Annotated in this window: 25 protein-coding genes and 1 pseudogene; 8 read left to right on the forward strand and 18 right to left on the reverse strand. The window is 68.4% G+C overall.

Going from position 1 to position 24,355, the window contains the following annotated elements:
• Nucleotides 1–117 precede the first annotated feature (117 nt).
• The gene (locus tag J9611_RS07750) at nt 118–504 is read right to left on the reverse strand and encodes a hypothetical protein (RefSeq protein ID WP_246527508.1); all 387 of its coding nucleotides are present in this window, start codon (nt 502–504) and stop codon (nt 118–120) included.
• A gap of 787 nt (nt 505–1,291) precedes the next feature.
• Here J9611_RS07750 and J9611_RS07755 point away from each other — a divergent pair.
• Nucleotides 1,292–2,584 carry a heparan-alpha-glucosaminide N-acetyltransferase domain-containing protein gene (locus J9611_RS07755; RefSeq protein ID WP_211879078.1) on the forward strand — a complete coding sequence of 431 codons (1,293 nt, stop codon included), beginning with the start codon at nt 1,292–1,294 and terminating at the stop codon, nt 2,582–2,584.
• 52 nt (nt 2,585–2,636) lie between these two features.
• On the opposite strand, the gene J9611_RS07760 is transcribed toward J9611_RS07755, so the two are convergent.
• The 7 genes from J9611_RS07760 to J9611_RS07790 form a co-directional block, all read right to left on the reverse strand.
• Nucleotides 2,637–3,119, reverse strand: a complete 483-nt coding sequence (locus tag J9611_RS07760; RefSeq protein WP_211879080.1) for a hypothetical protein — start codon at nt 3,117–3,119, stop codon at nt 2,637–2,639.
• Nucleotides 3,120–3,124: 5 nt separating this feature from the next.
• Entirely contained in the window at nt 3,125–3,883 is a 759-nt protein-coding gene (dapB, locus tag J9611_RS07765) for a 4-hydroxy-tetrahydrodipicolinate reductase (protein ID WP_211879082.1), read from the reverse strand.
• A gap of 124 nt (nt 3,884–4,007) precedes the next feature.
• Nucleotides 4,008–4,517 (reverse strand): molybdenum cofactor biosynthesis protein MoaE, encoded by a 510-nt coding sequence (locus tag J9611_RS07770; RefSeq protein WP_211879084.1) that lies wholly within the window; start codon nt 4,515–4,517, stop codon nt 4,008–4,010.
• Entirely contained in the window at nt 4,507–5,013 is a 507-nt protein-coding gene (locus J9611_RS07775) for a MogA/MoaB family molybdenum cofactor biosynthesis protein (protein ID WP_211879085.1), read from the reverse strand. Before J9611_RS07775 ends, J9611_RS07770 begins: the two co-directional genes overlap by 11 nt.
• Nucleotides 5,014–5,015: 2 nt before the next feature.
• On the reverse strand, nt 5,016–5,510 hold the full coding sequence (gene moaC, locus J9611_RS07780; protein ID WP_211879087.1) for a cyclic pyranopterin monophosphate synthase MoaC: 495 nt from the start codon (nt 5,508–5,510) through the stop codon (nt 5,016–5,018).
• Entirely contained in the window at nt 5,498–6,721 is a 1,224-nt protein-coding gene (locus tag J9611_RS07785; protein WP_211879089.1) for a molybdopterin molybdotransferase MoeA, read from the reverse strand. The genes moaC and J9611_RS07785 overlap by 13 nt, the downstream gene beginning before the upstream one ends.
• 39 nt (nt 6,722–6,760) lie before the next feature.
• The gene (locus J9611_RS07790; protein WP_246527526.1) at nt 6,761–8,269 is read right to left on the reverse strand and encodes a molybdopterin-dependent oxidoreductase; all 1,509 of its coding nucleotides are present in this window, start codon (nt 8,267–8,269) and stop codon (nt 6,761–6,763) included.
• A 314-nt stretch (nt 8,270–8,583) separates the two neighbouring features.
• Here J9611_RS07790 and moaA point away from each other — a divergent pair, with 314 nt between their 5' ends.
• The 3 genes from moaA to J9611_RS07805 all read left to right on the forward strand — a co-directional run bounded on the left by moaA (nt 8,584) and on the right by J9611_RS07805 (nt 10,369).
• Nucleotides 8,584–9,714: a GTP 3',8-cyclase MoaA gene (moaA, locus tag J9611_RS07795; RefSeq protein ID WP_211879091.1), complete on the forward strand. Its 1,131-nt coding sequence runs from the start codon at nt 8,584–8,586 to the stop codon at nt 9,712–9,714.
• A 7-nt stretch (nt 9,715–9,721) separates the two neighbouring features.
• Entirely contained in the window at nt 9,722–9,988 is a 267-nt protein-coding gene (locus J9611_RS07800; RefSeq protein ID WP_211879093.1) for a MoaD/ThiS family protein, read from the forward strand.
• Between the two features lie 99 nt (nt 9,989–10,087).
• The gene (locus tag J9611_RS07805; RefSeq protein ID WP_211879095.1) at nt 10,088–10,369 is read left to right on the forward strand and encodes a hypothetical protein; all 282 of its coding nucleotides are present in this window, start codon (nt 10,088–10,090) and stop codon (nt 10,367–10,369) included.
• A 91-nt stretch (nt 10,370–10,460) separates the two neighbouring features.
• Here the strand turns inward: J9611_RS07805 and J9611_RS07810 are convergent, their stop codons facing one another.
• A complete protein-coding gene (locus J9611_RS07810) occupies nt 10,461–10,784 on the reverse strand; it encodes a hypothetical protein (protein ID WP_211879097.1) in 324 nt (107 codons plus the stop codon).
• 93 nt (nt 10,785–10,877) lie between these two features.
• On the opposite strand from J9611_RS07810, the gene J9611_RS07815 reads away from it, so the two are divergent.
• On the forward strand, nt 10,878–11,606 hold the full coding sequence (locus tag J9611_RS07815; protein ID WP_211879099.1) for a TetR/AcrR family transcriptional regulator: 729 nt from the start codon (nt 10,878–10,880) through the stop codon (nt 11,604–11,606).
• On the opposite strand, the gene J9611_RS07820 is transcribed toward J9611_RS07815, so the two are convergent.
• Together J9611_RS07820 and J9611_RS07825 are read right to left on the reverse strand one after the other, a co-directional pair.
• Nucleotides 11,603–12,052 carry a DUF1579 domain-containing protein gene (locus J9611_RS07820; protein ID WP_246527509.1) on the reverse strand — a complete coding sequence of 150 codons (450 nt, stop codon included), beginning with the start codon at nt 12,050–12,052 and terminating at the stop codon, nt 11,603–11,605. The genes J9611_RS07815 and J9611_RS07820 overlap by 4 nt on opposite strands.
• Nucleotides 12,053–12,617: 565 nt before the next feature.
• Complete coding sequence (locus J9611_RS07825; protein ID WP_211879102.1) at nt 12,618–13,028, reverse strand: hypothetical protein; 411 nt, start codon at nt 13,026–13,028, stop codon at nt 12,618–12,620.
• A 702-nt stretch (nt 13,029–13,730) separates the two neighbouring features.
• Between J9611_RS07825 and J9611_RS07830 the strand changes: the two genes are divergently transcribed.
• Entirely contained in the window at nt 13,731–14,357 is a 627-nt protein-coding gene (locus J9611_RS07830) for a hypothetical protein (RefSeq protein ID WP_211879104.1), read from the forward strand.
• Between the two features lie 429 nt (nt 14,358–14,786).
• Here the strand turns inward: J9611_RS07830 and J9611_RS07835 are convergent, their stop codons facing one another.
• From J9611_RS07835 to J9611_RS07860, 6 genes are all read right to left on the reverse strand, one after another.
• The gene (locus tag J9611_RS07835; protein ID WP_211879106.1) at nt 14,787–16,130 is read right to left on the reverse strand and encodes a M16 family metallopeptidase; all 1,344 of its coding nucleotides are present in this window, start codon (nt 16,128–16,130) and stop codon (nt 14,787–14,789) included.
• 117 nt (nt 16,131–16,247) lie between these two features.
• On the reverse strand, nt 16,248–18,521 hold the full coding sequence (locus tag J9611_RS07840) for a polyribonucleotide nucleotidyltransferase (protein WP_211879108.1): 2,274 nt from the start codon (nt 18,519–18,521) through the stop codon (nt 16,248–16,250).
• Between the two features lie 248 nt (nt 18,522–18,769).
• Nucleotides 18,770–19,039 (reverse strand): 30S ribosomal protein S15, encoded by a 270-nt coding sequence (gene rpsO, locus J9611_RS07845; RefSeq protein ID WP_211879110.1) that lies wholly within the window; start codon nt 19,037–19,039, stop codon nt 18,770–18,772.
• A gap of 140 nt (nt 19,040–19,179) precedes the next feature.
• Nucleotides 19,180–20,463: a kynureninase gene (locus J9611_RS07850; protein WP_211879112.1), complete on the reverse strand. Its 1,284-nt coding sequence runs from the start codon at nt 20,461–20,463 to the stop codon at nt 19,180–19,182.
• The gene (gene kynA, locus J9611_RS07855; protein WP_211879114.1) at nt 20,460–21,314 is read right to left on the reverse strand and encodes a tryptophan 2,3-dioxygenase; all 855 of its coding nucleotides are present in this window, start codon (nt 21,312–21,314) and stop codon (nt 20,460–20,462) included. The genes J9611_RS07850 and kynA overlap by 4 nt, the downstream gene beginning before the upstream one ends.
• Before the next feature lie 34 nt (nt 21,315–21,348).
• A complete protein-coding gene (locus J9611_RS07860; RefSeq protein WP_211879116.1) occupies nt 21,349–22,371 on the reverse strand; it encodes a bifunctional riboflavin kinase/FAD synthetase in 1,023 nt (340 codons plus the stop codon).
• Nucleotides 22,372–22,618: 247 nt separating this feature from the next.
• Here J9611_RS07860 and J9611_RS22305 point away from each other — a divergent pair.
• Both J9611_RS22305 and J9611_RS07865 read left to right on the forward strand, forming a co-directional pair.
• A pseudogene (locus tag J9611_RS22305) lies at nt 22,619–22,750 on the forward strand (DUF937 domain-containing protein); the annotation flags it as partial.
• 92 nt (nt 22,751–22,842) lie between these two features.
• Nucleotides 22,843–23,406 (forward strand): DUF937 domain-containing protein, encoded by a 564-nt coding sequence (locus J9611_RS07865; RefSeq protein ID WP_307857043.1) that lies wholly within the window; start codon nt 22,843–22,845, stop codon nt 23,404–23,406.
• Nucleotides 23,407–23,666: 260 nt separating this feature from the next.
• Here the strand turns inward: J9611_RS07865 and J9611_RS07870 are convergent.
• Nucleotides 23,667–24,355, reverse strand: a 689-nt coding sequence (locus J9611_RS07870; protein WP_211879119.1) for an RNA-guided endonuclease InsQ/TnpB family protein, incomplete at its 5' end; no start/stop codon positions are given.

Genomic DNA, 24,355 nt, shown 5'->3' on the forward strand with positions numbered 1-24,355 from the left:
GCGCCCGGGGCGCCCCGGGGCCGGTCAGGCAAGGCGCGGGGCGCCCCGGGGCCGGTCAGGCAAGGCGCGGGGCGCCCCGGGGCCGGTCAGGCAGGCGGAGGGCCGCCCCGGGGCCAGTCAGGCAGGCGGAGGGCCGCCGCCGGGGGGCGCCGCGCAGTATCGGCCGACCGCACCCTCCCGCAGGGCTTCCGCCCAGGCGGCAAGCCGTTGCGCGGCCCGCCCGTAGTGGAACAGCTCGGCGGGCGTGAGCGCCTCGAGGTCTGTCTCGGACAGCCTCCGGGCAAGCTCGGCGCCGGGCGTCTGGGCGGAGAGCGCCGTGCCTTCCCTGTGCCAGTGGACGTCCTCCGCCGCTTCCCCAGCGACGAGCCGCCGAAAGAGGAAATCCACCACGCCCGGGCTCATCGCCTTCAGCACGCCGGATGCATCCCGGGGAGAAGCGTGGTCCGGAGAGGCGTGGTCCCGAAAAGCAGGGTCCGGAATAGCAGGCTCTGATGCGTTGTCCATGGCCCCATGGTATTCGAACATATATTCGAATACAAGACCGGGGGCGACACCCCTTCCGTCACGGGAATTCCCCACCATGCCTATCCGGTTAACTCAGTGAGTGTGAGGATTTATGGTTCGTCCTGATTTTCCGCGGTCGATTGTGGAGTTCAGCACCGGTTCCCCGATGATGGGGCTTGGCGGGCTTATCTGGCGGCTTGTCGCTGGCCGGAAGGCCTTCGGCGCCCGCGGTGCCCATGGCCGCCTTCCAGACCCTGCTGGGTCTCGGCGCTAACGAATCGGCGACCGCCTACATCCAAATAATCACGGTCGGACCGGGCCAACATCACAAGAGCTGAGCTAACCGGATAGGCATGCCCCCCACCTTTGAAGGGCTGGTCCGGCGCGTTCCTCGGAATCACCGGGGATTTCCGGGGTCGCGAAGTCAAAGCCGGGGAATTTCAGCGCGTGCGGGGCCGTCTGCATATCTGGTCCCCGCGGTCCGGGGGGGCTTTGGCGCCGACACGCCGTCGCCGGGCCGGGTTTCCGTGGCTTGGGACTTCAAAGTAGCCCCGGACCACGGCCGTCGGCATCTTCGGACCGCGGCCACCGGAAGCACCGGGGATTTCCGGGGTCGCGAAGTCAAAGCCGGGGAATTTCAGCGCGCGCGGGGCCGTCTGCATATCTGGTCCCCGCGGTCCGGGGGGGGCTTTGGCGCCGACACGCCGTCGCCGGGCCGGGTTTCCGTGGCTTGGGACTTCAAAGTAGCCCGGGACCGCCGCACAGCCGGATATGAGACGATCGGACGATGACCCCGCGCGGATTGGCTTCCACTGCCCGGACCGCCAAACGCCGGGCCGCCAGCGGCGCCAAGGGCAAGGCCGCCAGCGGCGCCAAGCCCGCCAAGGGCAGACCAGTCGGCCTCCGCCTGGCCGGCATCGATGCCGCCCGCGGACTGGCCCTGCTGGGCATGATGGCGACCCATGTGCTGCCCACCTTCGAATCAGACGCGCAGCTCACCCCGACCTGGGTCGGGCTGGTATTTTCCGGACGCGCCTCGGCGCTCTTCGCCGTGCTGGCCGGCGTCGGGCTGGCGCTGTCCACCGGGAAGCAGCAGCCGCTCGAGGGATCCGGGCTGGCGGCGGCCCGCCGGGGCATCGCGTGCCGGGCACTGGTGGTGGGCGCCGTCGGACTGTCGCTGGGCGGGCTGGAAGTCAACATCGCCATCATCCTGGTCCACTACGCCGCGCTGTTCCTCTGCGTCCTGCCGTTCATCGGACTCGGCGCGAAACGCCTGTTCGGACTCGCGGCCGCCTGGGTGCTCGTCACCCCGGTGCTGGCCTACCTGCTGCGGCCCTGGCTGCTGGCCGCCAGGCCGCCCCTGCAGCTGGGACACAACCCCGGGTGGGAGGACCTGTCCACCCCCGCGAGAATGCTGGGTGACCTCTTCCTGACCGGCTACTATCCGGTGTTCCAGTGGATCGCGTATCTGCTGATCGGCCTCGCGGTCGGCCGGCTGGCCGTGTCGACGGCGGTGGTGCAGGTCCTGCTGCTGGCCGGCGGGACCGTGGTGGCGGTCCTGGCCAAATGGCTCGGCATCGTGATGATGGAGGACTGGGGTGGCCTGGCAGCCCTCCAGGCACGGTTCGCGGACCCGGCGTACCCGCTCGACAGCCTGCTTCAGGTCAACCTGGCCGGCATTGAACAGTCGGGGTCATGGTGGTGGCTGGCGACCGCCGCCCCGCATTCCGGCACCACGCTGGATCTGCTCCACACCTCCGGTGTCGCGGCGGCCGTTATCGGTGCCTGCCTGCTGCTCGGCAGGCTCGGCCAATGGGTCGAGCTGGATCTGTTGCTCCCGCTGCGCGGCGCCGGCGCGATGACCTTGAGCCTGTATACCGCGCACCTGTGCGTCATGGCGGCCCTGTACGGGCAGCCGCTGCCGGCCGGCTGGACGGTGGAGGCCGTCTACTGGGCCCAGGCCGCCGCCGTCGTGGTGATCGGCACGGCAATCGCCGCGCTCAGGTGGCGCGGGCCGCTGGAATGGCCGGCGCATGCGGCCAACCGGCTCGGCCGCTACCAGCCGGCCCGCCTCCGCTGAGACGGGGCCAGCCCAGAGAGGGGGCCGCGCAAGACGGGGGCAGGCGAGGGGGTCAGGCCGCCGGCGCCTTGGCGCGGAAGAGCCGTTCGGCGTCGCGCATCGAGGCGCGGGCGCGCTTGCGGTCGCCGGCGGCGTCGTAGGCGCAGCTGAGCCGGAACCAGGAGCGCCAGTCCTCCGGGGCCGCTTCCGTTTCGGTCCGGTACTTTTCGAATTCGAGGTCGGCGGCCGCGCGGATGATCCGTCCGGCGGGCGTCCGCGGCAGGTTGTCCTCCGGCAGACCGCCTTCGGCTTCAAGAATTTTCGCCATCCGCTCGGTGCGGGCGCCGAACAGCAGCTCGCGGACCAGGGCCCAGGCCCCGATGGCGGGCAGCAGGAGGTAGGCGACGCCGATGGCCTTGGCCACCGGGTTGGGGTCGGACATCAGCAGCACCGAGCGCTGGAAGGACACCACGAGGTAGAAGACCAGCAGCAGGGTGACGGCGCCGACCCAGATCTTGGTGCGCTTGGTTTTCAGGGTGGCCAGCACATTCGCCATGGCGCTCAGAGTCCCAGGTCCAGGTAGCCGTCCAGGCCCACGGTGAGGCCCGGATTCGCGGCGACGTTGCGGACGCCCAGCAGCACGCCGGGCATGAAGGAGGCCCGGTCGAACGAGTCGTGCCGGAGGGTCAGCTGCTCCCCCGGGCCGCCCAGCAGGACTTCCTGGTGCGCCACGAGGCCGCGCAGGCGGACGCTGTGGACGCGGACGCCGTCGACGTCGCAGCCGCGCGCGCCCGGGCGCCCGGTGCTGGTGGCATCCGGGCTCGGGGCGACGCCGGCGGCGGCACGCTCGGCCGAGATGAGCTGCGCGGTGCGCACGGCCGTTCCCGAGGGGGCGTCCACCTTGTCCGGGTGGTGCAGTTCGATGATTTCGACCGACTCGAAATACCTGGCGGCCCTGGCGGCGAAGGCCGAGGCCAGCACCGAGCCGAGGGCGAAGTTGGGCGCGATCAGGACGCCGACGCCGGGCTTGCCGGCGAGGAGATCCGCGAGCCGTGCCAGCCGGTCCGCGTCCCAGCCGGTGGTGCCGACGACGGCGTGGAGGCCGTGTTCGACGGCGAAGCGGACGTTGGCCTCGGTGCTGCCGGGGACCGTCAGGTCCACCACGATCCGGGCGCCGGACGAGAGCAGCGTGTCGAGCGGATCGTTCCGGCCCAGGGCCGCCACGAGCTTCAGGTCAGCGGCGGCTTCGACAGCCTTCACCGCTTCGGCGCCCATGCGCCCGTTCGCGCCCAGCACGGCGACTGCGAGTTGTTCGGTCATGGCATCAACCCTACCGCCGGGGCCGCTGCGGCCTGGAACCGGCGGCCCGGCGTTACAGCCCGGCGCCGACGGCGGCGGCCCGCCCTACCCGCCGGCAGGCCACACCCGCCGGCGCCGGCAGGCCCTACTCGCCCGCGCCCACCCATTCGACGGTTCCGTCGGTAAAGAACTGTTCCTTCCAGATGGGCACCTGGGCCTTGATCCGGTCCACCAGCTCCGAGCAGACCTCGAAGGCCTGGCCCCGGTGCGCCGCCGAGACGGCACAGACCAGCGCGGGGTCCCCGACCTCCAGCATGCCGATCCGGTGGGCCGCCCAGATCCGCACCGGCTGGCTCTTCCCACCGCCGCCCGGCCTGTCCCGTTCACTGTCCGGCGCCCCGCCCGGCCCGCCGGCCGGCGTGTGCTCGGCCACGAGGGCCGCGACGACGTCGGCCATCACCTGGTGCGCCGTCGGGTGCGCGCTGTAACTGAGCCGCTCCACCGGCTTGCCGCCGTCGTGGTTCCTGACGATGCCGCTGAAGCTGACCACGGCCCCGGCGGTGTCAGACTCCACCGCGGCAATGGCCTGGTCCACGGAGATCGGCTCGGCGCTCAGTACCGCGTGCACCACTTCGAAGGTTGATTCAGTGCCCATGGCTGCCGTCCAGCTGGTCGCAGAGGTGTCCGATGACCGGGTCCAGCACGCTCAGGCCGTCCATGACGCCCTTCGGGGAGCCCGGGAGATTGACGATGAAGGTCTGGCCGGCCGCCCCCGCATGGCCGCGGCTGAGCATGGCCATGGGGGTCTTGGCGGTCCCCGCGCCCCGGATGCCCTCCATGATGCCCGGGATTTCCCGGTCCAGCAGCGGAAGGGTCTGCTCAGGGGTGGCGTCCGTGGGGCTCAGGCCCGTGCCGCCGCTGGTGATGATCACGGCCGGCTGCTGGGTCAGGAGGGCGCGGAGGGCTGCGCCGACGGGCTCCCCGTCCGGGACCACCATGGCCGGATATGACTCGAAGCCGTGTTCGGTGAGCCAGTCAATGATGACGGGGCCGGTGAGGTCCTCGTAGACGCCGGAGGCGGCGCGGGTGGAGGCGATGACGACGCCGGCCTTCCGGCCCGTCGCTTCGCCGTGGCGGTGTGGTTCGGGCATGCTCACAGTCTCCAGTCCCCGCTCTTGCCGCCGCTTTTGGCGAGCACCTTGATGTCGGTCAGGACCGCGTGCTTGTCCACGGCCTTGATCATGTCGTACACGCTCAGTGCCGCGACGGAGGCTGCGGTCAGCGCTTCCATCTCGACGCCGGTGACGCCGTAGGTCTTGACCGTGGCGAACACGGTGACCGAATCGGTGTCGAGTTCGAAGTCGACCGTCACCTTGGCGAGCGGCAGCGGGTGGCACAGCGGAATGAGGTCCGGGGTCTTCTTGGCGGCCATGATCCCGGCCACGCGGGCCACGGCCAGGGCGTCGCCCTTGGGCAGCTCCCCGTCCATCAGGAGGCCCAGGACCTCGGCCGTGCTTTGGACGGTCGCGGTGGCCGTGGCCTCCCGCGTGCTCTGCGCCTTGTTGGACACGTCCACCATCTGGGCCGTGCCGTCCTGGCGCAGGTGGGTCAAACCGTGTTGATTCTCTGCTTCGTTCACAACATCCATACTTCCACCTCGGCGCCCGCTGCGAGCGCCGCAGTTCCTTCCGGGACCTGGATGAGCACATTGGAGTGCGCCAGGGCGTGGACCAGGTGCGAACCGGCGCCGCCTTCCAGCCGGACGGTGCCGTCCGGGCCCAGCGTGCCGCGCCGGACCTGGTGCTTGCCGGGCGGGGACGCCAGCGGTTCCGCCAGCCGCGCCCGGACCACGGGACGCGGCGCGGGCGAGCCGAACAGCTCCGAGAGCACGGGGCGCAGGAACATCTCGAAGGAGACCAGGCAGCTGACCGGGTTTCCGGGGAAGCCCAGCACGGGGACGCCGTCGAAGCTGCCGATGCCCTGCGGGCCGCCCGGCTGCATCGCGACGGGCGCGAACTCGACGTCGTGTCCGTCCATCGCCTGCCGGACCACCTCGTAGGCGCCCTTGCTGACGCCGCCGGTGGTGACGATCAGGTCCACGGCCGGGGCGTGCCGGCGCAGCAGGGCGGCGAGCTCTTCCGGCCGGTCGGTGGAGATCCCGGTCCTCGTGACCGCCAGGCCGGCCTGGCGCATCGAGGCCTCGAGCAGGGTGCCGTTGGAGTCATAGATCTTGCCCGGCCCCAGCGGACTGCCGGGTTCCACGACCTCGTCGCCGGTGGTGACCAGGAGGATCGCCAGGGCGCGGTGGACCGGGACCTCCGTGAATCCCAGGGCCGCCAGCAGGCCCAGCTGGGCCGGACCAAGGAAGGTCCCGGCGGCGAGCGCCGGTTCCCCGGCGCGGAGGTCGCTGCCGGCGTCGCGGACGAAGTTCCCGGCCGGGGCGGCGGGCAGGCGGACGGTGGCCGGCTGCCCGGGCGGGGGAAAGGAATCCGGCACCGCCTGTTCAACCGGTACGACGGCGTCGGCGCCGGGGGGCAGCATGGCGCCGGTCATGATCGGGGCGGCCGTGCCGGGGGCGAGTTCCGCCGGGGCGGCACCGGCCGGAACGGGGGCGACGACGCGCAGCTCCGCGCCGCCGTCGGGCACGTCGGCGCTGCGGAGGGCGAAGCCGTCCATCTGGGAGTTGGCGAACGGCGGGAGGTCCAGCGGTGCCGTGATCCCGGCGGCGAGCCCCCGGCCCAGGGCCGCGAGGAGCGGGAGCCGCTCCACCCGGTCCGGGGTGCGTAGAGGGGCCAGCAGCCCGCGGACCTTGTCGCGGTGCTCTTCCACGCTGACGTGGCGTGTCTGGGTGCGGTGCATGGCTGGGTGACCTTTGGTTCGGCGGGCTGCTTCCGGGGGCTACTTCACGCTAACTCTAACCGTGTGGTAGCCGGTGGCCCCGCTGGGGGCAACCGGGGCACGGTCCTCCACCTGCGGGACGCCGCCGAGGTCCGTGGCCCGGACCTGGACCTCGTACTGCCCGGGTGCCAGCTCCAGCGCCAGCTTCCACTGGTACCAGGTGTCCTTGGAGATCCCCGGGGCGAGCCCGGCCTGCTGCCAGGGCCCGCCGTTGACCCGGAGCTCGACCTTGGCGATGCCCGTGTGCTGGGCCCAGGCGACGCCGCCGAACGCCACCGTCCCGGCCGCCACGTTGCGCCCGTCGCGGGGCACATCGATGCGGGAGGACGTCTTGACGGGGCCGCGCTCGGACCAGCCCCGCGGCGTCCAGTAGCCGGCGTCGTCCGCGAAGCGGGTCACCTTCAGCTCCGTGACCCATTTGGTGGCCGAGACGTAGCCGTAGAGCCCGGGAACGATCAGCCGGACGGGGAAGCCGTGCTCCAGCGGCAGCGGCTCGCCGTTCATTCCTACCGCCAGCAACGCGTCCCGGCTGTCCGTGAGGGCCTCCAGCGGGGTGCCCGCCGTCCAGCCGTCGGTGCTGCGGGACAGCACCATGTCCGCCTCCGGCCTGGGGCCGGCGAGGGCCAGCAGTTCGCGGACGGGCCAGCCGAGCCAGCGGGCGTTGCCGATCAGGTCCCCGCCCACCTCGTTGGAGACGCAGGCGATGGTCACGTACCGCTCCGTCAGGGGTTTGGCCAGCAGCGTGGCGAAATCCAGTTCGATCTCGCGCTCCACCAGGCCGGTCACCTTCAGGGTCCACTTCTCCGGCTCGACCAGCGGGACGCGCAGCGCGGTGTCGATCCGGTAGAAGTCCTTGTCGGGGGTCACGAGGGGGCCGAGGCCGTCCAGCCGGATCTCGGCGCCCGCCGGAACCGGCGCCGCAGGTGAGGCGGCAGCCGGCAGCGCGAGTTTGCTGCGCACCTCCGTGACGGCGGCGGCCGCCCCCCGCAGCATCGAGGCGAGCAGGCCGGCCAGGACGGCAACGGCGGCCGTTCCGCCGAGGATCTGCAGGAAGCGGCGCCGGGCAGGGCCGGGCTGCCCCGGGACGGCCTGCCCCGGGACGGGCAGCCCCTCTGCTCCGGCGTCCTGCCCGCCCGCAACGGGCTGCCCCGCTGCTCCGGCGTCCCGCCCGCCCGGGACGGGCTGCCACTCCCCCAGCCGGCGGATCAGCCAGCGCAGCAGCGATATGCCGGCCACGGCAACGAGCAGCGGGACGGGGATGGCGTACGCGGTCAGTTCGGCCCGGCCCAGCACGGCCACGAGGCCCACCACACCGAAGACAGCGATGATGGCAACTCCCGCGAAACGGCGCCGCAGCTCGACGATCCCGGAGAGGGCCGCCAGCGCGGCGATGACGAGCGCCATGCCGGCCAGCAGCGCCACCTTGTCGGCGGTGCCGAAGAGCGAGATGACCCATTCCTTCACGCCCGGCGGGACGGCGTCGATCACGGCGCCGCCCACCGCGGTCATGGGTGAGAGTGAGGGGCTCACCAGCCCGGCGGCAAGTTCTCCCAGCACCACCCCGGTGCCGACGGACACCACCCCGGCAGCCGCCGCCCACGCCAGGACGTGCCGGTTTTCCGTCGGCGCGGTGGCCGGGGCTGTCTGGGTAGTGTTCACGATTCCAGCATAGGTTCACCGGCGCCTCCACGGCAGGGCTCCGCGGCCGGCTCTCGGGCACGGTTCCGGGCACCGGACGGGAAAGTCGGGAATTCCCTGCGGCATCCGCCAGATCCCCGGCCCCCGGGCGTGATGCTTGGGCCGAGGTGGCGTAGCCTGAATTCATGACAGTTCAGCTCGGCATGCCCCATCCCCGCGGGACAGCCATCCCCGGAACGGGCGCCTCCGCGCAGTCCGGGCGCCCGGCCGGCCTACCCGCCGGGCTTGTGGACCGCTACGGACGCCGTGCCACGGACATGAGGCTCTCACTCACGGACAAATGCAATCTGCGCTGCACCTACTGCATGCCGGCCGAAGGCCTGGAGTGGCTGTCCAAGCAGGCAGTCATGTCGGCGGAGGAAATCGTCCGGATCGTGCGGATCGGCGTCGATATGCTGGGCGTGCGGGAGCTGCGGCTGACCGGCGGCGAACCGCTGGTCCGGGCCGACCTGCTGGACATCATCGCGGCCCTCCGCCAGGCCCACCCTGAACTGCCCATTTCCATGACCACCAACGGCGTCGGCCTCGACAAGAAGGCCGCCGGGCTCAAGGCCGCGGGCCTCTCGCGGATCAACGTCTCGCTGGATTCCCTGCATGAGGAAACATTTGCCCAGCTGACCCGACGGCCTTTCCTGAACAAGGTCCTGGCCGGCGTGGACGCCGCCTGGGCCGCCGGGCTGGGTCCCGTGAAGCTCAACGCCGTGCTGATGCGCGGGATCAACGACGCCGAGTCGCCGGCCCTGCTGGCGTGGGCCCTGGACCGCGGGTACGAGCTGCGCTTCATCGAACAGATGCCGCTCGACGCCGACCATGGCTGGACCCGCCGGAACATGATCACCGCCGCGGAGATCCGCCAACTGCTCTCCGCCGACTTCGTGCTGGGCCCGGATCCGCGGGCCCGCGACGGCGCCCCCGCCGAACGCTTCGAGGTCCGACGCCGGATGCCCGGTACCGCCGGGACCACCGGTCCCGTGCTGGGAACCGTGGGGATCATCGCCTCCGTCACCGAGCCCTTCTGTTCGGACTGCCGCCGCACCCGCATCACGGCGGAGGGCAAGATCATGAGCTGCCTGTTCTCGCGCGACGAGGTCGACCTGCTGGGGCTGCTGCGCGAGGGTGCCAGCGACGAACAGCTCGCCGGACGCTGGCAGGATGCCATGTGGATCAAGCCCAAGGCCCACGGCATGGACCACGTCGGACTGGATGCCCCGGACTTCGTCCAGCCGGACCGCAGCATGAGCGCCATCGGAGGCTGAAACACCTGTGCACGTACGTTACTTCGCTGCCGCGCGCGCTGCCGCCGGGAAGGAAGAGGAACTCTTCGACCTGGCCGACGGCGCCACCATGGCCTCGCTCGTGGCGGCGATCCTCGCCGTCGATCGGCCCGAACCCCCGGCCGGGACACCGCCGCTGGCCCGCATCCTGTCCCGCTCCAGCTTCCTGCTCAACGAGGTCGCCGTGCGTGGCCAAACAGCCACGCTGAAGCCGGACGACGTCGTCGACGTCCTGCCGCCGTTTGCCGGCGGCTAAGGCGCCCAGCTATACCGTGCCAGGCAGCGCAGGCCTACCATGGCAGTGTCTGCGCAGCACAAGCATGATACGCACGGTCAGCCAGAAGGAGACAAGGGCATGTTCACCCTGCAGATTGAGCATGGAATCAAGGACTTCGGGACGTGGAAAGCGGCCTTCGACCGGGATCCCGTCAACCGCGCTGCCTCGGGGGTGCTGGCGCACCGCATCAGCCGCCCGGTGGACGATCCAAACTATGTTCTCGTTGAACTCGATTTCGATCAGCGCAGCCAGGCGGAGGCCCTCCTGGAAAACCTTCAGTCCAAGGTCTGGAACTCCCCCGAGGCCGCCCCTGCTCTCCAGGGATCTCCGAAGACCAGAATCCTGGAATCGGCAGCCTGAGCACGCCGGACCACTCTGGACGTCCGTGGGCCTGTGGCAATTGAACTGGCCTTTGAGCTTCTGTAACAGACCTCGGCACTGCTCCGGAGCGTCAGCCGGCGCTCCCCGACGTCACGGCCGTGACCTCAACCAGGACCTCGTGGATGGCCATCTTCCCGAGCAGTTTGACCCCGGCGTCATCCCTGGCCTCCGTGCGTTCCGGAGCCGGATAGGAAACCTCGATGAACCGCTCGGCGTTTTCCTTGGTCTCGAACACGAGCGAGCTGTGGTTGCATTGCTCACTCAGGTTTCGCGTGAAGCGCGCGCTGACGAACCCGGGCAGAGTCGTGATGAACGGTATGACACTCGCTTCCAGACCGGCCATCCACTCCGCCTGGCCACCCGGCACACTCCACATTGCATCGACTGCGTACATTGCCCTCTCCTTGCTGGCGGCCCGGCTTGCCGCCGATTTCCGTGAATTTCAAATGGTTGGCCCACTAGTCAATTTCATTAGTGACACTCACTAGTGAGTGATACTGATAATGTGATCCACATCATGGAGGAAGTCAATAGCCACGAGAAGCCCAGCCGCCGCGACCGCGCCAAGGCCACGCGCGTGACGATCCTGCGTGCTGCCAAAGAGGAATTCGCAACCGCCGGCTACCACGGTGCCACGATGGCTTCTATCGCGGCACGCGCGGGCGTGGCCGTACAGACGGTCCACTTCGTCTTCCATACCAAAGGCGAGCTGCTGGGCGCTGTCGTCGACCACAGCGTGGAGGGAGAGGATTCCGTGCCGCCGCCTCTGAGTGACTGGTTCATTGCGGCCGAAGCCGAACCCGACGCCCGCGATGCGCTGCGCCATTTCATTCGTGGGAGCAGCACGATCATGGCCGGGGCCAGCGCCCTGAACGACGTGGTCCGGGCGGCGGCCCGATCGGATCCGGATGCCGAGGCCAATTTCCGCCGCGTCGAGCGGCTCCGGACCGAGTCCTACGTCAAGTTTCTGAACAGCATCCTGGCCAAGGGTGAGCTCCGCGCGGATGTCGACGGGGCCAAGGCTGTGGACATCCTCCTGGTGATGCTAAGCCCCCGCACGTACCTGGGCCTGGTGGAAGACAGGGGCTGGACACCGGAGCAGGCCATTGACTGGTTGGCGGATGCCGTGCCGGGCCTGATCTTTGCCGACACGCAGCCAGGAGGCGGCACTGTCCCTCGACGGGAATCCGGCCCAAATCGACGTCCGCACACTTAGACGCGGCGGCAGACTGTCGTCATGAAGGGCTTGAACTCGCTCGCCTTGCCCAGCCGGAGCCCGGCGGAGTGCGTTAGCACGCCGTCGTCCACCCGGAAGGTGTGCCGCGCGGTGCCGTGATCGCTGCGCCGTTCCAGTGTGAGCGTACCGCCCTGCCAGCTGGCGCGCGCGGGGCGCTCGGGCGGCAGCCCCATGCTATTAACGTGATACCAGAGGATGTCCGGGCGGTCCGGGTCCACAGTGAAGACACCATGCCCCTCGGAGAGGGTCCCATCAGCGTCGATGTGGCGGTAGCCATGAGTGACGGCCAGTCCGGCGGCGGCGCGGCTGAACGTCACCTCGACCGCTGCTGTCCGTGCCGGGCCCCACGGTGAGGCCGCCCACTCCGTAGTGCCGGCCCAGCGTCCCAGGAAAGCCTCAAGTGCCTCGTGTGCACTGCCTGGCAACGGCCGGTCCATGGTTCCTCCCGAATGACCCCGCCACCATCATCACGCCGGGCTGTGTGCGCTGTCTAGGTGAACCCAAACACGAGCCGGCCGGCACCTCCGACGGAGACCAGTTCGCAGCACAGATCCAAACCGAACCAAGCGTCTCCCTCACCACCCTGTCTGGGGACGGCTTCCTGGGCCGCCACGCCCTCTGCCCGGAACCGCGCCCGCCCGAGTGGGTGTTCCGGGAGGACGCCAGCGGGCACCTCTCCCGGGGTGTCTTCAACGCCCAGCGCCGCGGGTCCTTCCACTTCTGGCACGAATGGGCGATGATCCGGGCCCTGGAGACGAAGGATTCCACCTACGACGACTTTCCTTCGAAGACCAGGAGCACTGACGCAAGCTGCTCAAGCGCACCCCCGACGAAGCCTGGCACCGGGGGCACCTTGCTGCAGGTCTTATCCTCTCGGGTGCCGACGGCTACTGGGGCCTGCGGGACAACCCGGGCGCCACGGTCATCGGGGCGACCGGCCAGGGCTAGGCCCGGTCTAGGCCGCAGGCAGATGGCCAGGTCCGCTTTCGCTCAACCCATGTCGACCGTGGGCGCGGTACCGTCGTCGACAACAAAAACATCGACCATGAGGTTCTGCCCCCACCCTGCTCCTCTTTGGAACGTATCGATCCGAGTGACCGTAAATCGGATATAGCTTTCAGCCGTCTCGTTAACCATCACGGCGAACTGGTCCGGATATCTAAAATCGTTGTTGTCGAACTGCCTCGGCTGCAATAGAACGACCCGGGGGCTCGGCACCTTGAAGGGCGAGTCGGCGAACGTCGCCTTGACCGCCAGCGGCCTACCGCCCATCCATGGACCCACCCATGCATTCCCGTAAAGGAACATACCGCTCCTGACAAGGTCGGCGGAACCCGCGGGGCCAGAGGAGAGCTCAATCCGGACTTCTCTTTCTTCGGCTTCTAAGATTTCCATGTCCACCCTCGATTCCTTCGTCGTCCCGGCACTACGGGCCAGAACGGAGTGAGTTGTCGTGGATGAGGGTCCTCGTGCGCGATGGCCTTGTCAACACTTCACGGAAGTTCGCTTCTGCCACTCATAGAAGGGCATGACTCAAGCACGCCAACCCGCAGGCATCCCGACCCGCGGCCAATATCCCCCCCCCCCCCCCCCCGACATCGGCCCCATTCGCCTTTGAGTCCTCAGTCCACGATGGGTTCTTTACCGTCGTCGATTACCAAAACGTCGATCAGGAGGTACCCGGATACCGCTACGCTCTGAGCGTCAGGGTTCCTGGTCCTCATTATCGTGTTCCTGCTCGTTGCCTCACTCGCCGTGTCCATTCAGGTATTCAGGGCCCGGAAATGGGCACCAGCCAGCGCTGATGTCACGTCACCCGCCGGGCCGGGCGATGGCGCACCGGAAGCAGCGGGCGCCAGTTCAGGGCCGGATCATACGGACCTGGCCTCCGTGTCCTCGCCGGGGTAATGGTCACGCTGCTGGCAACCGGCAGGCGAAACCGAGGTCGGTGAGCTCTCCGGTCAGGATCCTTTGTGCAGGAGTGGTGTCCCTACGTCGCAGGCATTGAACGCCCAGTCGGCCCGTGTTACGGCCCCCGACGCTCCGCTGCCAGATCCGCCCATACGATTGGGTGTCAACTCGCACTTTTACCAATGGGGACCCATGAAATTAAGCTATGCCCTCCCGCTGCTCGCTGCCTCAGCACTTCTGCTCGCCGGCTGCTCTAGCAGCGCCCAGGCCGAAGCCCAGCCCACGCTCTCGGTGGCGCCAGCCCAGACGTCTACGCCCACGCCCTCGCCCAGCTCCAGTCTCGTCACCAACGCCCACGGCAACATCCCGAAGAAGGTCGGAGAGCTGGGCGGGGCCGGCGGAACATCGATGACCGATGCCGCCCTGAAATTCAAACCCACTTCGATCCAGCCCATCACGTGCGACGCCCCGTACTCCGACAAGCCAGTCGGCACCGCCTTGGCGGTGGCCATCGAGGTCGAAACATCCGCTGACTTCAAGGGCGGCCTGAACGTCAACGGCGCGCCTGGCCTGACCAGTTTCGACGCCCACTACTGGAAGGGGTACGCCGCCAACGGGACCCGCATGAACAAGATCGACACGATTGCCGCCCAACGTTGCTTGGCGGACGAGAGCCGTCTGCTGCCCAACAGCATCGGCATGGGCGAGAAAGCCACCGGCATCGTGGTCCTCGAGGTCACCACGCCCACCGGCAGCATCGCCTATGACGGCGCCGGAATGATCAGCGGTGGATGGGAATGGGAGTATCCGGCCAAGTAGCCCGGTCCGGATGCAAGAAGGGCCCAGCCACGGTTCATTGCGGTGGCTGGGCGTTCTTGTAAAGAAGGCGTGCCCTAGGCGCCCCATCGGCGTAGCCATAATCGGACCTTAACTACTTCGTGACGCGGACGGCATGCGGGGCAGTCACCGGGAACCTCACGTGGTTATAACAAAACATGCTTGACACAGCGAGTAACCCCGAGATGCATGCTTCCTCGGGGACTGGAGCAGTTCACTCGGTCTAATTCCCTCCGTTTTAGCGCTGGTGGCGGCAGCGCTTTTCTCAAGCGCAATTGCCACTTAGCAACCAGGTGGAGCAGAGATCGTACCCATTTCTGCTACAAGCGGGCACTCGAGATCCGTCAGACTTCCCTTAGGGCTAACCGTTGCTCCCCCGGGGGGTGGCCCTACGTACCGCTAAGGTGCACGTCAGAGTCCGAAGGTTTCGCTTTCGTCGAACGGGCCGACGACGGTGACCGTGCGGGGGGCTGCGGCGAGCTCGCGGGCAAGTTCCTGGACCTCGGCCGCGGTCACGGCCTTGATCAGGCGCAGGGTCTCGTCGATGTCCTGGTATTCGCCGGACACCAGCTCGGCACGGCCCAGCCGGGACATCCGGGATCCGGTGTCCTCGAGGGCCAGCACGATGCCGCCGCAGAGCTGCCCCACGGCCTTGCGGAGCTCCTCCTCGGAAATGCCGCCCTCGGCCAGCTTGTCCAGCTCCGCGCCCAGGAGTTCGACGACCTGCCGGACCTTGGACGGCGTGCAGCCGGCGTACATGCCGAAGTAGCCGGCGTCGGCGTAGGAGGACGCAAAGGAGTAGGTCGAGTAGACGAGGCCGCGCTTCTCCCGGACCTCCTGGAACAGCCGGGAGGACATGCCGCCGCCGAGGACCGCGTTGAGGACGCTCATCACGAAGCGGCGGTCATCGGTGGCGACGAGCGAGGGGCAGCCCATGATGATGTTCGCCTGCTCGACCGGACGCTTGACCACATGCAGGCCCGCGGTGCCGGTGATGGACGCACGTTCGGTGGGGCGGCGCTGCACCGGCGTGGCGGCCGGCTCAAGGCTCCAGCCCGCGGCGTGGAGGGCCTCGACCACGAGCCCGCAGACGACGTCGTGGTCCAGTCCCCCGGCCGCGGTGACGACCAGCTCGTCGGGCCGGTAGTAGCGGCGGTAGTGGTCCCAGACGGAGTCCCGGGCGACGGCGCGGATGGCGGCCGGGGTGCCCCCGATCGGACGGCCGAGCGGGTGCGTTCCGAGCACGGCGGCAACGAAGTGCTCGTGCGCGACGTCGGTGGGGTCGTCGCTGTCCATGGCGATCTCTTCGAGGATGACGTCGCGTTCCTGCTCCATCTCCTGCGGGTCAAGGACGGCGCCGGTGATCATGTCCGCGATGACGTCGATCGCCATGGGCAGGTCGGTGTCCAGCACCCGGGCGAAGTAGCACGTGCTTTCCTTCGCGGTGGCCGCGTTCGATTCCCCGCCGACCTCGTCGAAGGCCGAGGCGATCTCCAGGGCGGTGCGGCGCTTCGTGCCCTTGAACAGGAGGTGTTCGAGGAAATGCGTGGAGCCATGCTGGCCGGGGGCCTCGTCGCGGGAGCCCACGGCGACCCAGAAACCGATGGTGGCCGAACGCTGGCCCGGCATGGCCTCGGTCAGCACGCGGACGCCGCCGGGCAGGACCGAGCGGCGCACCTCGGAACCGCCGTCGGCTCCGTGGATCAGGGTGTCAGCATGCTGGTTCTGCTCTAGCGGCAGGGGTACGACAGTCATCAAGGCCTTTCAGTAAACACGAGCCAAATCTGCCTGCCATCCTACCCTTTAACGGCGGCGGGGCCGGTGGATGATCCACCGGCCCCGCCGCTGCGTTCCGTGTTGCCGGCTACTTGGCTACTCGGAGTCAGCGCCCTCGGCCGGAGCCGAAGCGTGAACACGCTCGGTCTGGCCGGCGCCTTCCGCGTCAGCCACGACCGGGGACAGGGAGAGCTTGCCGCGGTCATCGATCTTGGTGATTTCCACCTGGATCTTCTGGCCGACGGAGACGACGTCGTCGACGTTGTCCACGCGCTTGCCCTCGGCGAGCTTGCGCAGCTCGGAGATGTGCAGCAGGCCGTCCTTGCCCGGAGTCAGGGACACGAAGGCGCCGAAGGTCGTGGTCTTGACGACCGTGCCCAGGTAGCGCTCACCGATTTCCGGGATCTGCGGGTTGGCGATGGCGTTGATCGCGGACCGTGCTGCGTCGGCAGACGGGCCGTTCGTGGCGCCGATGTAGACCGTGCCGTCGTCCTCGATCGAGATGTCGGCGCCGGTGTCCTCCTGGATCTGGTTGATCATCTTGCCCTTCGGGCCGATGACCTCGCCGATCTTGTCAACCGGGATCTTGACCGCGATGACGCGCGGCGCGAACTCGGAGAGCTCGTCCGGGGTGTCGATCGCGGAGTTCAGGACGTCCAGGATGTGCAGGCGGGCTTCGCGGGCCTGCTTCAGGGCGGCCGCCAGGACGGAGGCCGGGATGCCGTCGAGCTTGGTGTCCAGCTGGATGGCCGTGACGAACTCGGACGTACCGGCAACCTTGAAGTCCATGTCACCGAAGGCATCTTCGGCGCCGAGGATATCGGTCAGGGCGGCGTAGCGGGTCTGGCCGTCGACCTGGTCTGAGACCAGGCCCATGGCGATACCGGCGACGGCGGCCTTCAGCGGCACACCTGCGTTGAGCAGGGACAGTGTGGAGGCGCAGACGGAACCCATCGACGTCGAACCGTTGGAGCTGAGGGCCTCAGACACCTGGCGGATCGCGTACGGGAATTCCTCGCGGGAGGGCAGCACCGGCATGATGGCGCGCTCGGCGAGGGCGCCGTGGCCGATTTCGCGGCGCTTCGGCGAACCGACGCGGCCGGTCTCGCCGGTGGAGTACGGCGGGAAGTTGTAGTTGTGCATGTAGCGCTTGCGCGTCACGGGAGACAGCGAGTCGATCTGCTGTTCCATCTTGAGCATGTTCAGCGTGGTGACACCCATGATCTGGGTCTCGCCGCGTTCGAAGATGGCCGAGCCGTGGACGCGGGGCAGGACCTCAACCTCGGCGGTGAGCTGGCGGATATCCGTCAGGCCGCGGCCGTCGATGCGGATCTGGTCCTTGAGGATGCGCTGGCGCACAACCTGCTTGGTGACCGAGCGGAATGCTGCGGACAGCTCCTTCTCGCGGCCTTCGAACTGGCCGGCCAGGGACGAGATGACCTCGTCCTTGAGCGCGTCGGAAGCGGTGTCGCGTTCCTGCTTGTCGGCGATCTGGAAGACAGCGGCGAGCTTCTCGGCTCCGGCGGCCTCGACGGCGGCGAAGACGTCGTCCTGGTAGTCCAGGAATACCGGGAATTCGACGGTCGGCTTGGCGGCGCGGGCAGCCAGGTCGGCCTGGGCTTCGCAGAGGGCCTTGATGAACGGCTTGGCAGCCTCGAGGCCTTCGGAGACGACCTCTTCGGTCGGGGCGGTGGCGCCCTGTTCCTTGATGAGGTTCCAGGAGTTGTCGGTGGCTTCGGCTTCAACCATCATGATGGCGACGTCGTCTCCGTCGGCACCCGACACAACCCGGCCGGCGACGACCATGTTGAAGACGGCGTTCTGCAGCTCGGAGTGCTTCGGGAACGCAACCCACTGCGAGCCGTTCTCGTCGGCAACGAGGGCAACGCGGACGCCGCCGATCGGGCCGGAGAAGGGCAGGCCGGAGAGCTGGGTGGACATCGAGGAAGCGTTGATCGCGACCACGTCGTAGAGCTCGTCCGGGTTGATGGAGAGCACGGTGACGACGATCTGGACCTCGTTGCGCAGGCCCTTGACGAAGGCCGGGCGCAGCGGGCGGTCCATCAGGCGGCAGGCCAGGATCGCTTCGGTGGACGGGCGGCCTTCGCGGCGGAAGAACGAGCCCGGGATGCGGCCGGCCGCGTACATGCGCTCTTCGACGTCGACCGTCAGCGGGAAGAAGTCGAAACCTTCACGCGGGTGCTTGCCGGCGGTGGTGGCGGACAGCAGTGCGGTCTCTTCGTCGAGGTAGACCATCGCTGCGCCGGCTGCCTGCTTGGCAAGCCGGCCGGTTTCAAAGCGGATTACACGCTTGCCGAAGCGGCCATTGTCAATGACTGCCTCTGAGAACTGGATTTCGGGACCCTCCATAGAGAGTCACCTCCGTTTCATGGTTCACGGAGCCCAGCCGCATCAACCCAAGCCAGCATCTGTCGACTGGCCTGCACTGCACCCGGTCATCGATCGAGACCCACGGGCCGGGGGTTTCATTCTTCGAAACCGTTCCCGGGGATCACTACCGAGGACCGCGAATGCGTGATGCGGTTGATCCTCCTGTTGAGTTGTATTTGAAGAAGGCGGCCCTTTCCGTTCCGGAAGGGGCCGCCCCTTAGAGCTGACTAGCGGCGCAGGCCGAGACGCTCGATGAGCGCACGGTAGCGGGCGATGTCAGTGTTCTTGAGGTAGGTGAGCATGCGCTTGCGACGACCGACCATGGCCAGCAGACCGCGCTGGGTGTGGTAATCGTGCTTGTGCACCTTCATGTGCTCAGTGAGATCCTTGATCCGCTGAGTCAGGACTGCAACCTGGACCTCCGGCGAACCGGTGTCGGCCTCGGACGTTGCGAAATCCTTGATGATGGACTGCTTTACAGCGGCTTCAAGTGCCACGATAACTCCTAGAGATGTGCCGTGAGGCCCGAAACAGTAATTCCACTGCCGGGGTGCCGGTGCCGGAAACCCTCTCCACAAGCAAGGCTTCCACTACACAACAAGAGCCAGCCGCCACGGACTGCAGCCGGATCCAACGTTTAGTTTACCGGCTTGTCGCCAAGGTTGTCGAAACCGCCGCTTTCCAGCCGCTCCCGGATCGCGGCCACGCCGCGGTACAGCTCCGCGAAGGACGTGCTCAGCGGTGAGAGCCCGATCCTGATGCCCTGCGGCGCACGGAAGTCGGGAATGACATCCTGCTCCCACAAGGCGGCGGTCATTTCCCGGAAGGCGGGGTGGTCCACGGTGATGTGGCTGCCGCGCAGCCCGGGGTCCCGCGGGGTTCCCAGCGTCACTCCCGCGGGGGCGAGCCAGGCGTCGTGGAGTTCGACGGCGAACGCGGTCAGCAGCCGGGACTTTTCCCGGACGGCGGCCATCCCGACTTCCTCGAGCAGATCCAGGGTGCCGCGCATCGCGAGCATGCCGAAGATGGCCGGGGTGCCGCTCAGGAAACCCCGGACGCCGGCGGCGGGCTCATAGCCGGCCGCCATGTCGAAGGCGTCCTTCCGGCCCATCCAGCCCCAGATGGGCTGCCGCAGCCCGGGCAGGTGCCGGGCGTTGACGTAGGCGAACGCGGGCGAGCCCGGTCCCCCGTTCAGGTATTTGTAGGTGCAGCCCGCGGCGAAGTCGACGCCGGCCGCGTCCAGCCCGATCTCAATGGACCCGGCGGAATGGCACAGATCCCAGACCACCAGCGCGCCGGCGTCGTGCACCGCGGCGGTGATCCCCGGGAGGTCCGCGAGGAATCCGGACCGGTAGGCGATCTGGCTCAGGAGTACGACGGCGGTGGCCGGCCCGGTGGCGGCCCGCACCTGGTCGACGGTCACGCCGGAGGCGGGATCGGCGTCGATCCAGCGCAAGGTGAGACCCTCTTCGCGCGCGATCCCCTCGACCAGGTAGCGGTCGGTGGGGAAATTGTCCGTGTCCAGGACGATTTCCGTGCGGGCCGGGTCCGGGACGGCGGCCAGCGCGGCGCGGATCAGCTTGTACAGCACGACGGTGGTGGAGTCGGCGATGATGGTCTGGCCCGGGGCGGCGCCGAGGACGGCCCGGCCCAACTGGTCGCCGATGACCTGCGGCAGTTCCAGCCATTCCTCGTCCCAGCCGCGGATCAGCCGGCCGCCCCAGCTGTCCCGGATGAAGCTGCCGACGTCGGTGACCGTGCGCTTGAGCGGGCGGCCCAGGGAATTCCCGTCCAGGTAGGACAGTGCGGTGTCGGTGCCGATGAAGTGCTCGCGGTAGCCGGCCAGCGGATCCGCGGCATCCAGTTCGAGGGCCCGCTGCCACAGAAAGTCCGTTGCTTCGGTGCTGGCGGGGATGCTCACCGGCCGATCTCCGTCCGGACGGCGAAGAGCTCCGGGAAGAAAGTCAGTTCCAGGGCCTTCTGCAGGAAGGCAGCGCCGCTGGAACCGCCCGTGCCCGCTTTCATCCCGATGGTGCGCTGGACCGTGCGCAGGTGCCGGAAGCGCCAGAGCTGGAAGTTGTCCTCGAGGTCCACGAGTTCCTCACAGGCCTCGTAGGCGCCCCAGTTGTCGGCCGCGTTCTCGTAGATGTACTTGAACACCGGCACCAGCCCGGGGCAGAACTCGTGCGCCTCGCTGACGTCGCGGTCCAGCACCGACGCGGGGATGTCGAAGCCCTGCCGCTTGAGGTAGGCCAGGAAGTCGTCGTAGATGCTTGGCTCTTCGAGGAGTTCCTTCAGCATCGCGTGCGCCCCGGGATCGGACTCGAAGACCGGCAGCATCTTGCGGTTCTTGTTGCCGAGCAGGAACTCCACTGCCCGGTACTGGCTGGACTGGAAGCCGGAGGAGTTGCCCAGGAAGCCGCGGAACTGCGAATACTCGGTGGGCGTGAGGGTGGCGAGCACGGACCACTGCTCGGTCAGGGTCTTCTGGATGTGCTTGACCCGGGCGACCGCCTTCAGCGCCGAGCCGAGGTCATCGGTGCGCAGCCAGGCGGCGGCACTGCGCAGCTCATGCAGGACCAGCTTCAGCCACAGCTCCGTGGTCTGGTGCTGGATGATGAACAGCATCTCGTCGTGGTGTTCGGGGGAGCTGACCGGCTGCTGGGCGCTGAGCAGGGTCGGCAGCTGCAGGTAGGACGCGTAGCTCATCCGGGAACTGAAGTCGCGGACAATGTCCGGGTCCAGCTCCCTCGTGTTTTTCTCAATGCCCACAGTGTGCCTTCCGCGGTTCGGTGATTTCCGCGGCTCAGTGCCTTCCGCGGTGCGCGACCAGGAGATCGTGCGCCTGGACCACGTCCAGGCGCATCTGCTCCACCAGCGCTTCAGGCCCACGGTACGCCACCATGCCCCGCAGCCTCGTGACGAATTCCACCACTACTGTCTGGCCGTACAGATCGAAGGCGTCGGCGTCTTCGGCCGGACGGTCGATCACGTGTGCCTCGACCTGCCGGCTGACGCCGTCGAAGGTGGGATTGGATCCCACGGAGATGGCGGCGGGCCACCGGGTGCCGGCCTGGTCCACGAGCCAGCCGGCATAGATGCCGTCCGCAGGGATGTAGCCGCTCGCCGTGAACGCGAGGTTGGCCGTGGGGAAGCCCAGGTCCCGGCCGCGCGCGGCGCCGTGCACGACTTCACCGCGCATCCGGTGGGGGCGGCCCAGGACCGCGGCGGCGGTGGCGACGTCGCCCGATCGCAGTGCCTCGCGCACCCAGGTGGAGGAGCAGCGGCGGTCCGTGCCGCCGTCGTCGTGCACCGCGTTGTGCAGTTTTTCATCGTGCAGGGGGAAGCCTTCGGAACCGAATTCGCTGATGACCAGCACCTCGAAGCCGAGCTTCCGGCCCAGTTCCTGCATGGTGGCCAGGTCGCCGGAATTGCCACGGCCGAAGCGGGCGTCGTGGCCGATCACCACGTGGCTCGCCTTGAGGCTGCCGATCAGGATGTCGGCCACGAATTCCTCCGGCGTGAGGCCGGCCAGCTCGAGTGAATACTTCAGCACCAGCACGGAGTCCAGGCCCAGCTCGCCGAGTGCCACCAGCTTGTCCTCCAGCCCCATGATCAGTTCAGGAGCGGATTCGGGCCGGTGCACCTGCGCCGGATGGGGGTCGAACGTGATGGCGACGGCACGGGCATGGTTCAGGCGGCCGATGCGGACGAGCTGCGAGAGCACCTGCTGGTGTCCGCGATGCACGCCGTCGAAGTTGCCGAATGTGACGACCGTAGGACCGAAGTCCGCCGGGACTTCGGACGGATCGTTCCAGATGTGGACCATGAACCTCGCCTTTTGCTGCCTGCCATGAACTCTTCCGGAGACGGTGCCGGCTCCGGAACTCTCTAAGATTACCCGCATTCACGGCGCGTCCGGGACGGTGCGGCCGGGCGGCCGGAAGCGGTCTTCCGCGGCCTTCCGCGTGCCGGGCGCCCGGACTACGATTCACGGGCAGCAGTTCGGCGGTGCCGGTCCGGGCGCCGTTTCCTGCGACGCCGCCGCCGCTCCCGGCGCGGCTGAAGGAGTACCCATGACTGAGCTCCAGGACATTCTCGGGCACATTCCGGTCGGGCAGATCGCAGGGCTGCTCGGCACGGACCAGGAGACCGCCAACGCCGCGGTGGCGGCCGCGGTGCCCACGCTCCTGGCCGGCATGCACAACAACGCCCAGGCCCCCGACGGCGCAGCGTCGCTGGAATCCGCGCTCGGCCAGCACCGAACGGGCTGGTCGACGGCGGAGTCGACGTCTCGCGGGTGGACACCGCGGACGGTGAAAAGATCGTCAGCCACGTCTTTGGCGGACAGCAGGACCAGGTGGCCAGCCAGCTGGCCGGGACCGCGCAACTGGGCGGCGCAGGCGGGGACCTGGTCAAGAAGCTCCTGCCGATCCTGGCCCCGATCGTGATGTCCTATCTTGCGAAAAGGCTGCTCGGCGGCCGCGGCGGCCCGGGCGGCCCGGGCGGTGCCGGTGCGGGTGCGGGTGCCGGTGGGGTCGATCTGGGAGGCCTCCTGGGCGGCCTCCTCGGAGGTGGCGCTGCCGGGGGCGGCGGTGGACTCGGCGATCTCCTGGGCGGCCTGCTTGGCGGTAGCGGTAGCGGTGGCGGCCGGGGCGGAGGCCAGCCGTCGTCGCACCCGGTGGCGCAGGAAGCCGGACTCGAGCCCCGGTCCTATCCCCAGGGCCAGCCGGCCGGGGGCGCGCCGCGGCCGGGTGAGCTTATCGACGTCGATCTGCCTGGCAGCCAGCCGGAGGACCAGAAGAACGACGACGACGACGGCGGCGGCGGCGGGCTGCTGGGCGGCCTCTTCGGGAAGAAGTAGGCACGTCCGGGCTCCCCTATGTCGTCGCTTCGCATACTGCCTTGGCTAGACCGGGGTACCGCCCTGGCAGAGCGCGGATCGGATGAGCGCGGCATCTTCGAGGGTCAGTTCCACCAGCCCGCGGCGGAGCTGATACCCCCAGTTTGGTGTACTGGTCAGCCGCAGCGAGCCTTTGAGGCCGTCAAGCGGGACCGGCTGGCTGGTTTCTTGACATCCTCCCCGACCTGAAGGACGGGGATTCCCGTGGCTGGTCGCCGCCGTCAGGCGGCAGCCAGTTGGGTGGTTACTGCTTCGACAGGGACCGCTCCGGCAAGCCGGAGTCTTACGTCCCCTCCACAGTCGTTTAGGCTCTCCGCAAGTCCTGCGGCGAGCATGATATTCACTGCTGCGTTGTAGTCGCGGTCGAGGACAGTGCCACAACCACCGCAGGCCCAGACACGGACCGACAGCGGCTTCTTGCCGTCCCTGATCCCGCATGCGGAGCATACCTGGCTGGTGGGTTCCCATTGGCTGACGCGCAGAACGGTGCAACCGTACTTCAGTCCCGCGTGGGTAAGTTCGTTGATGAACACACCCCACCCGGCGTCGTGGATCGATTTTGCGAGTCTGGTACGTGCCAGCCCCGTGATGTTGAGCGTTTCGACTGCGACCGCCTGGTTTTCGCGGGCCAGCCTGACGGCGATCTTGCGGGTGAAATCCTGGCGCAGGTCACGCGTTTTCGCGTGGATTTTCGCGACCCTGGCACGGGCTTTCGCCCTGTTTTTTGAGCCCTTCACGCGGCGGGACAGTTCCCGTTGGGCGCGGGCGGGTTTCCGTTGCGCCTTCCGGTCAAAGCGTGGCGCGGGGACTTTCTCCCTGGTGCCGTCGCTGTAGGTGATCGCCGCGAAATCCGTCAGGCCAAGATCGAGCCCCGCAGTACGCGGGACACGGTCAGGGGCGGCGGCGGTTT

The sequence above is a fragment of the Pseudarthrobacter albicanus genome (assembly GCF_018224015.1).
GTDB lineage: Bacteria > Actinomycetota > Actinomycetes > Actinomycetales > Micrococcaceae > Arthrobacter > Arthrobacter albicanus.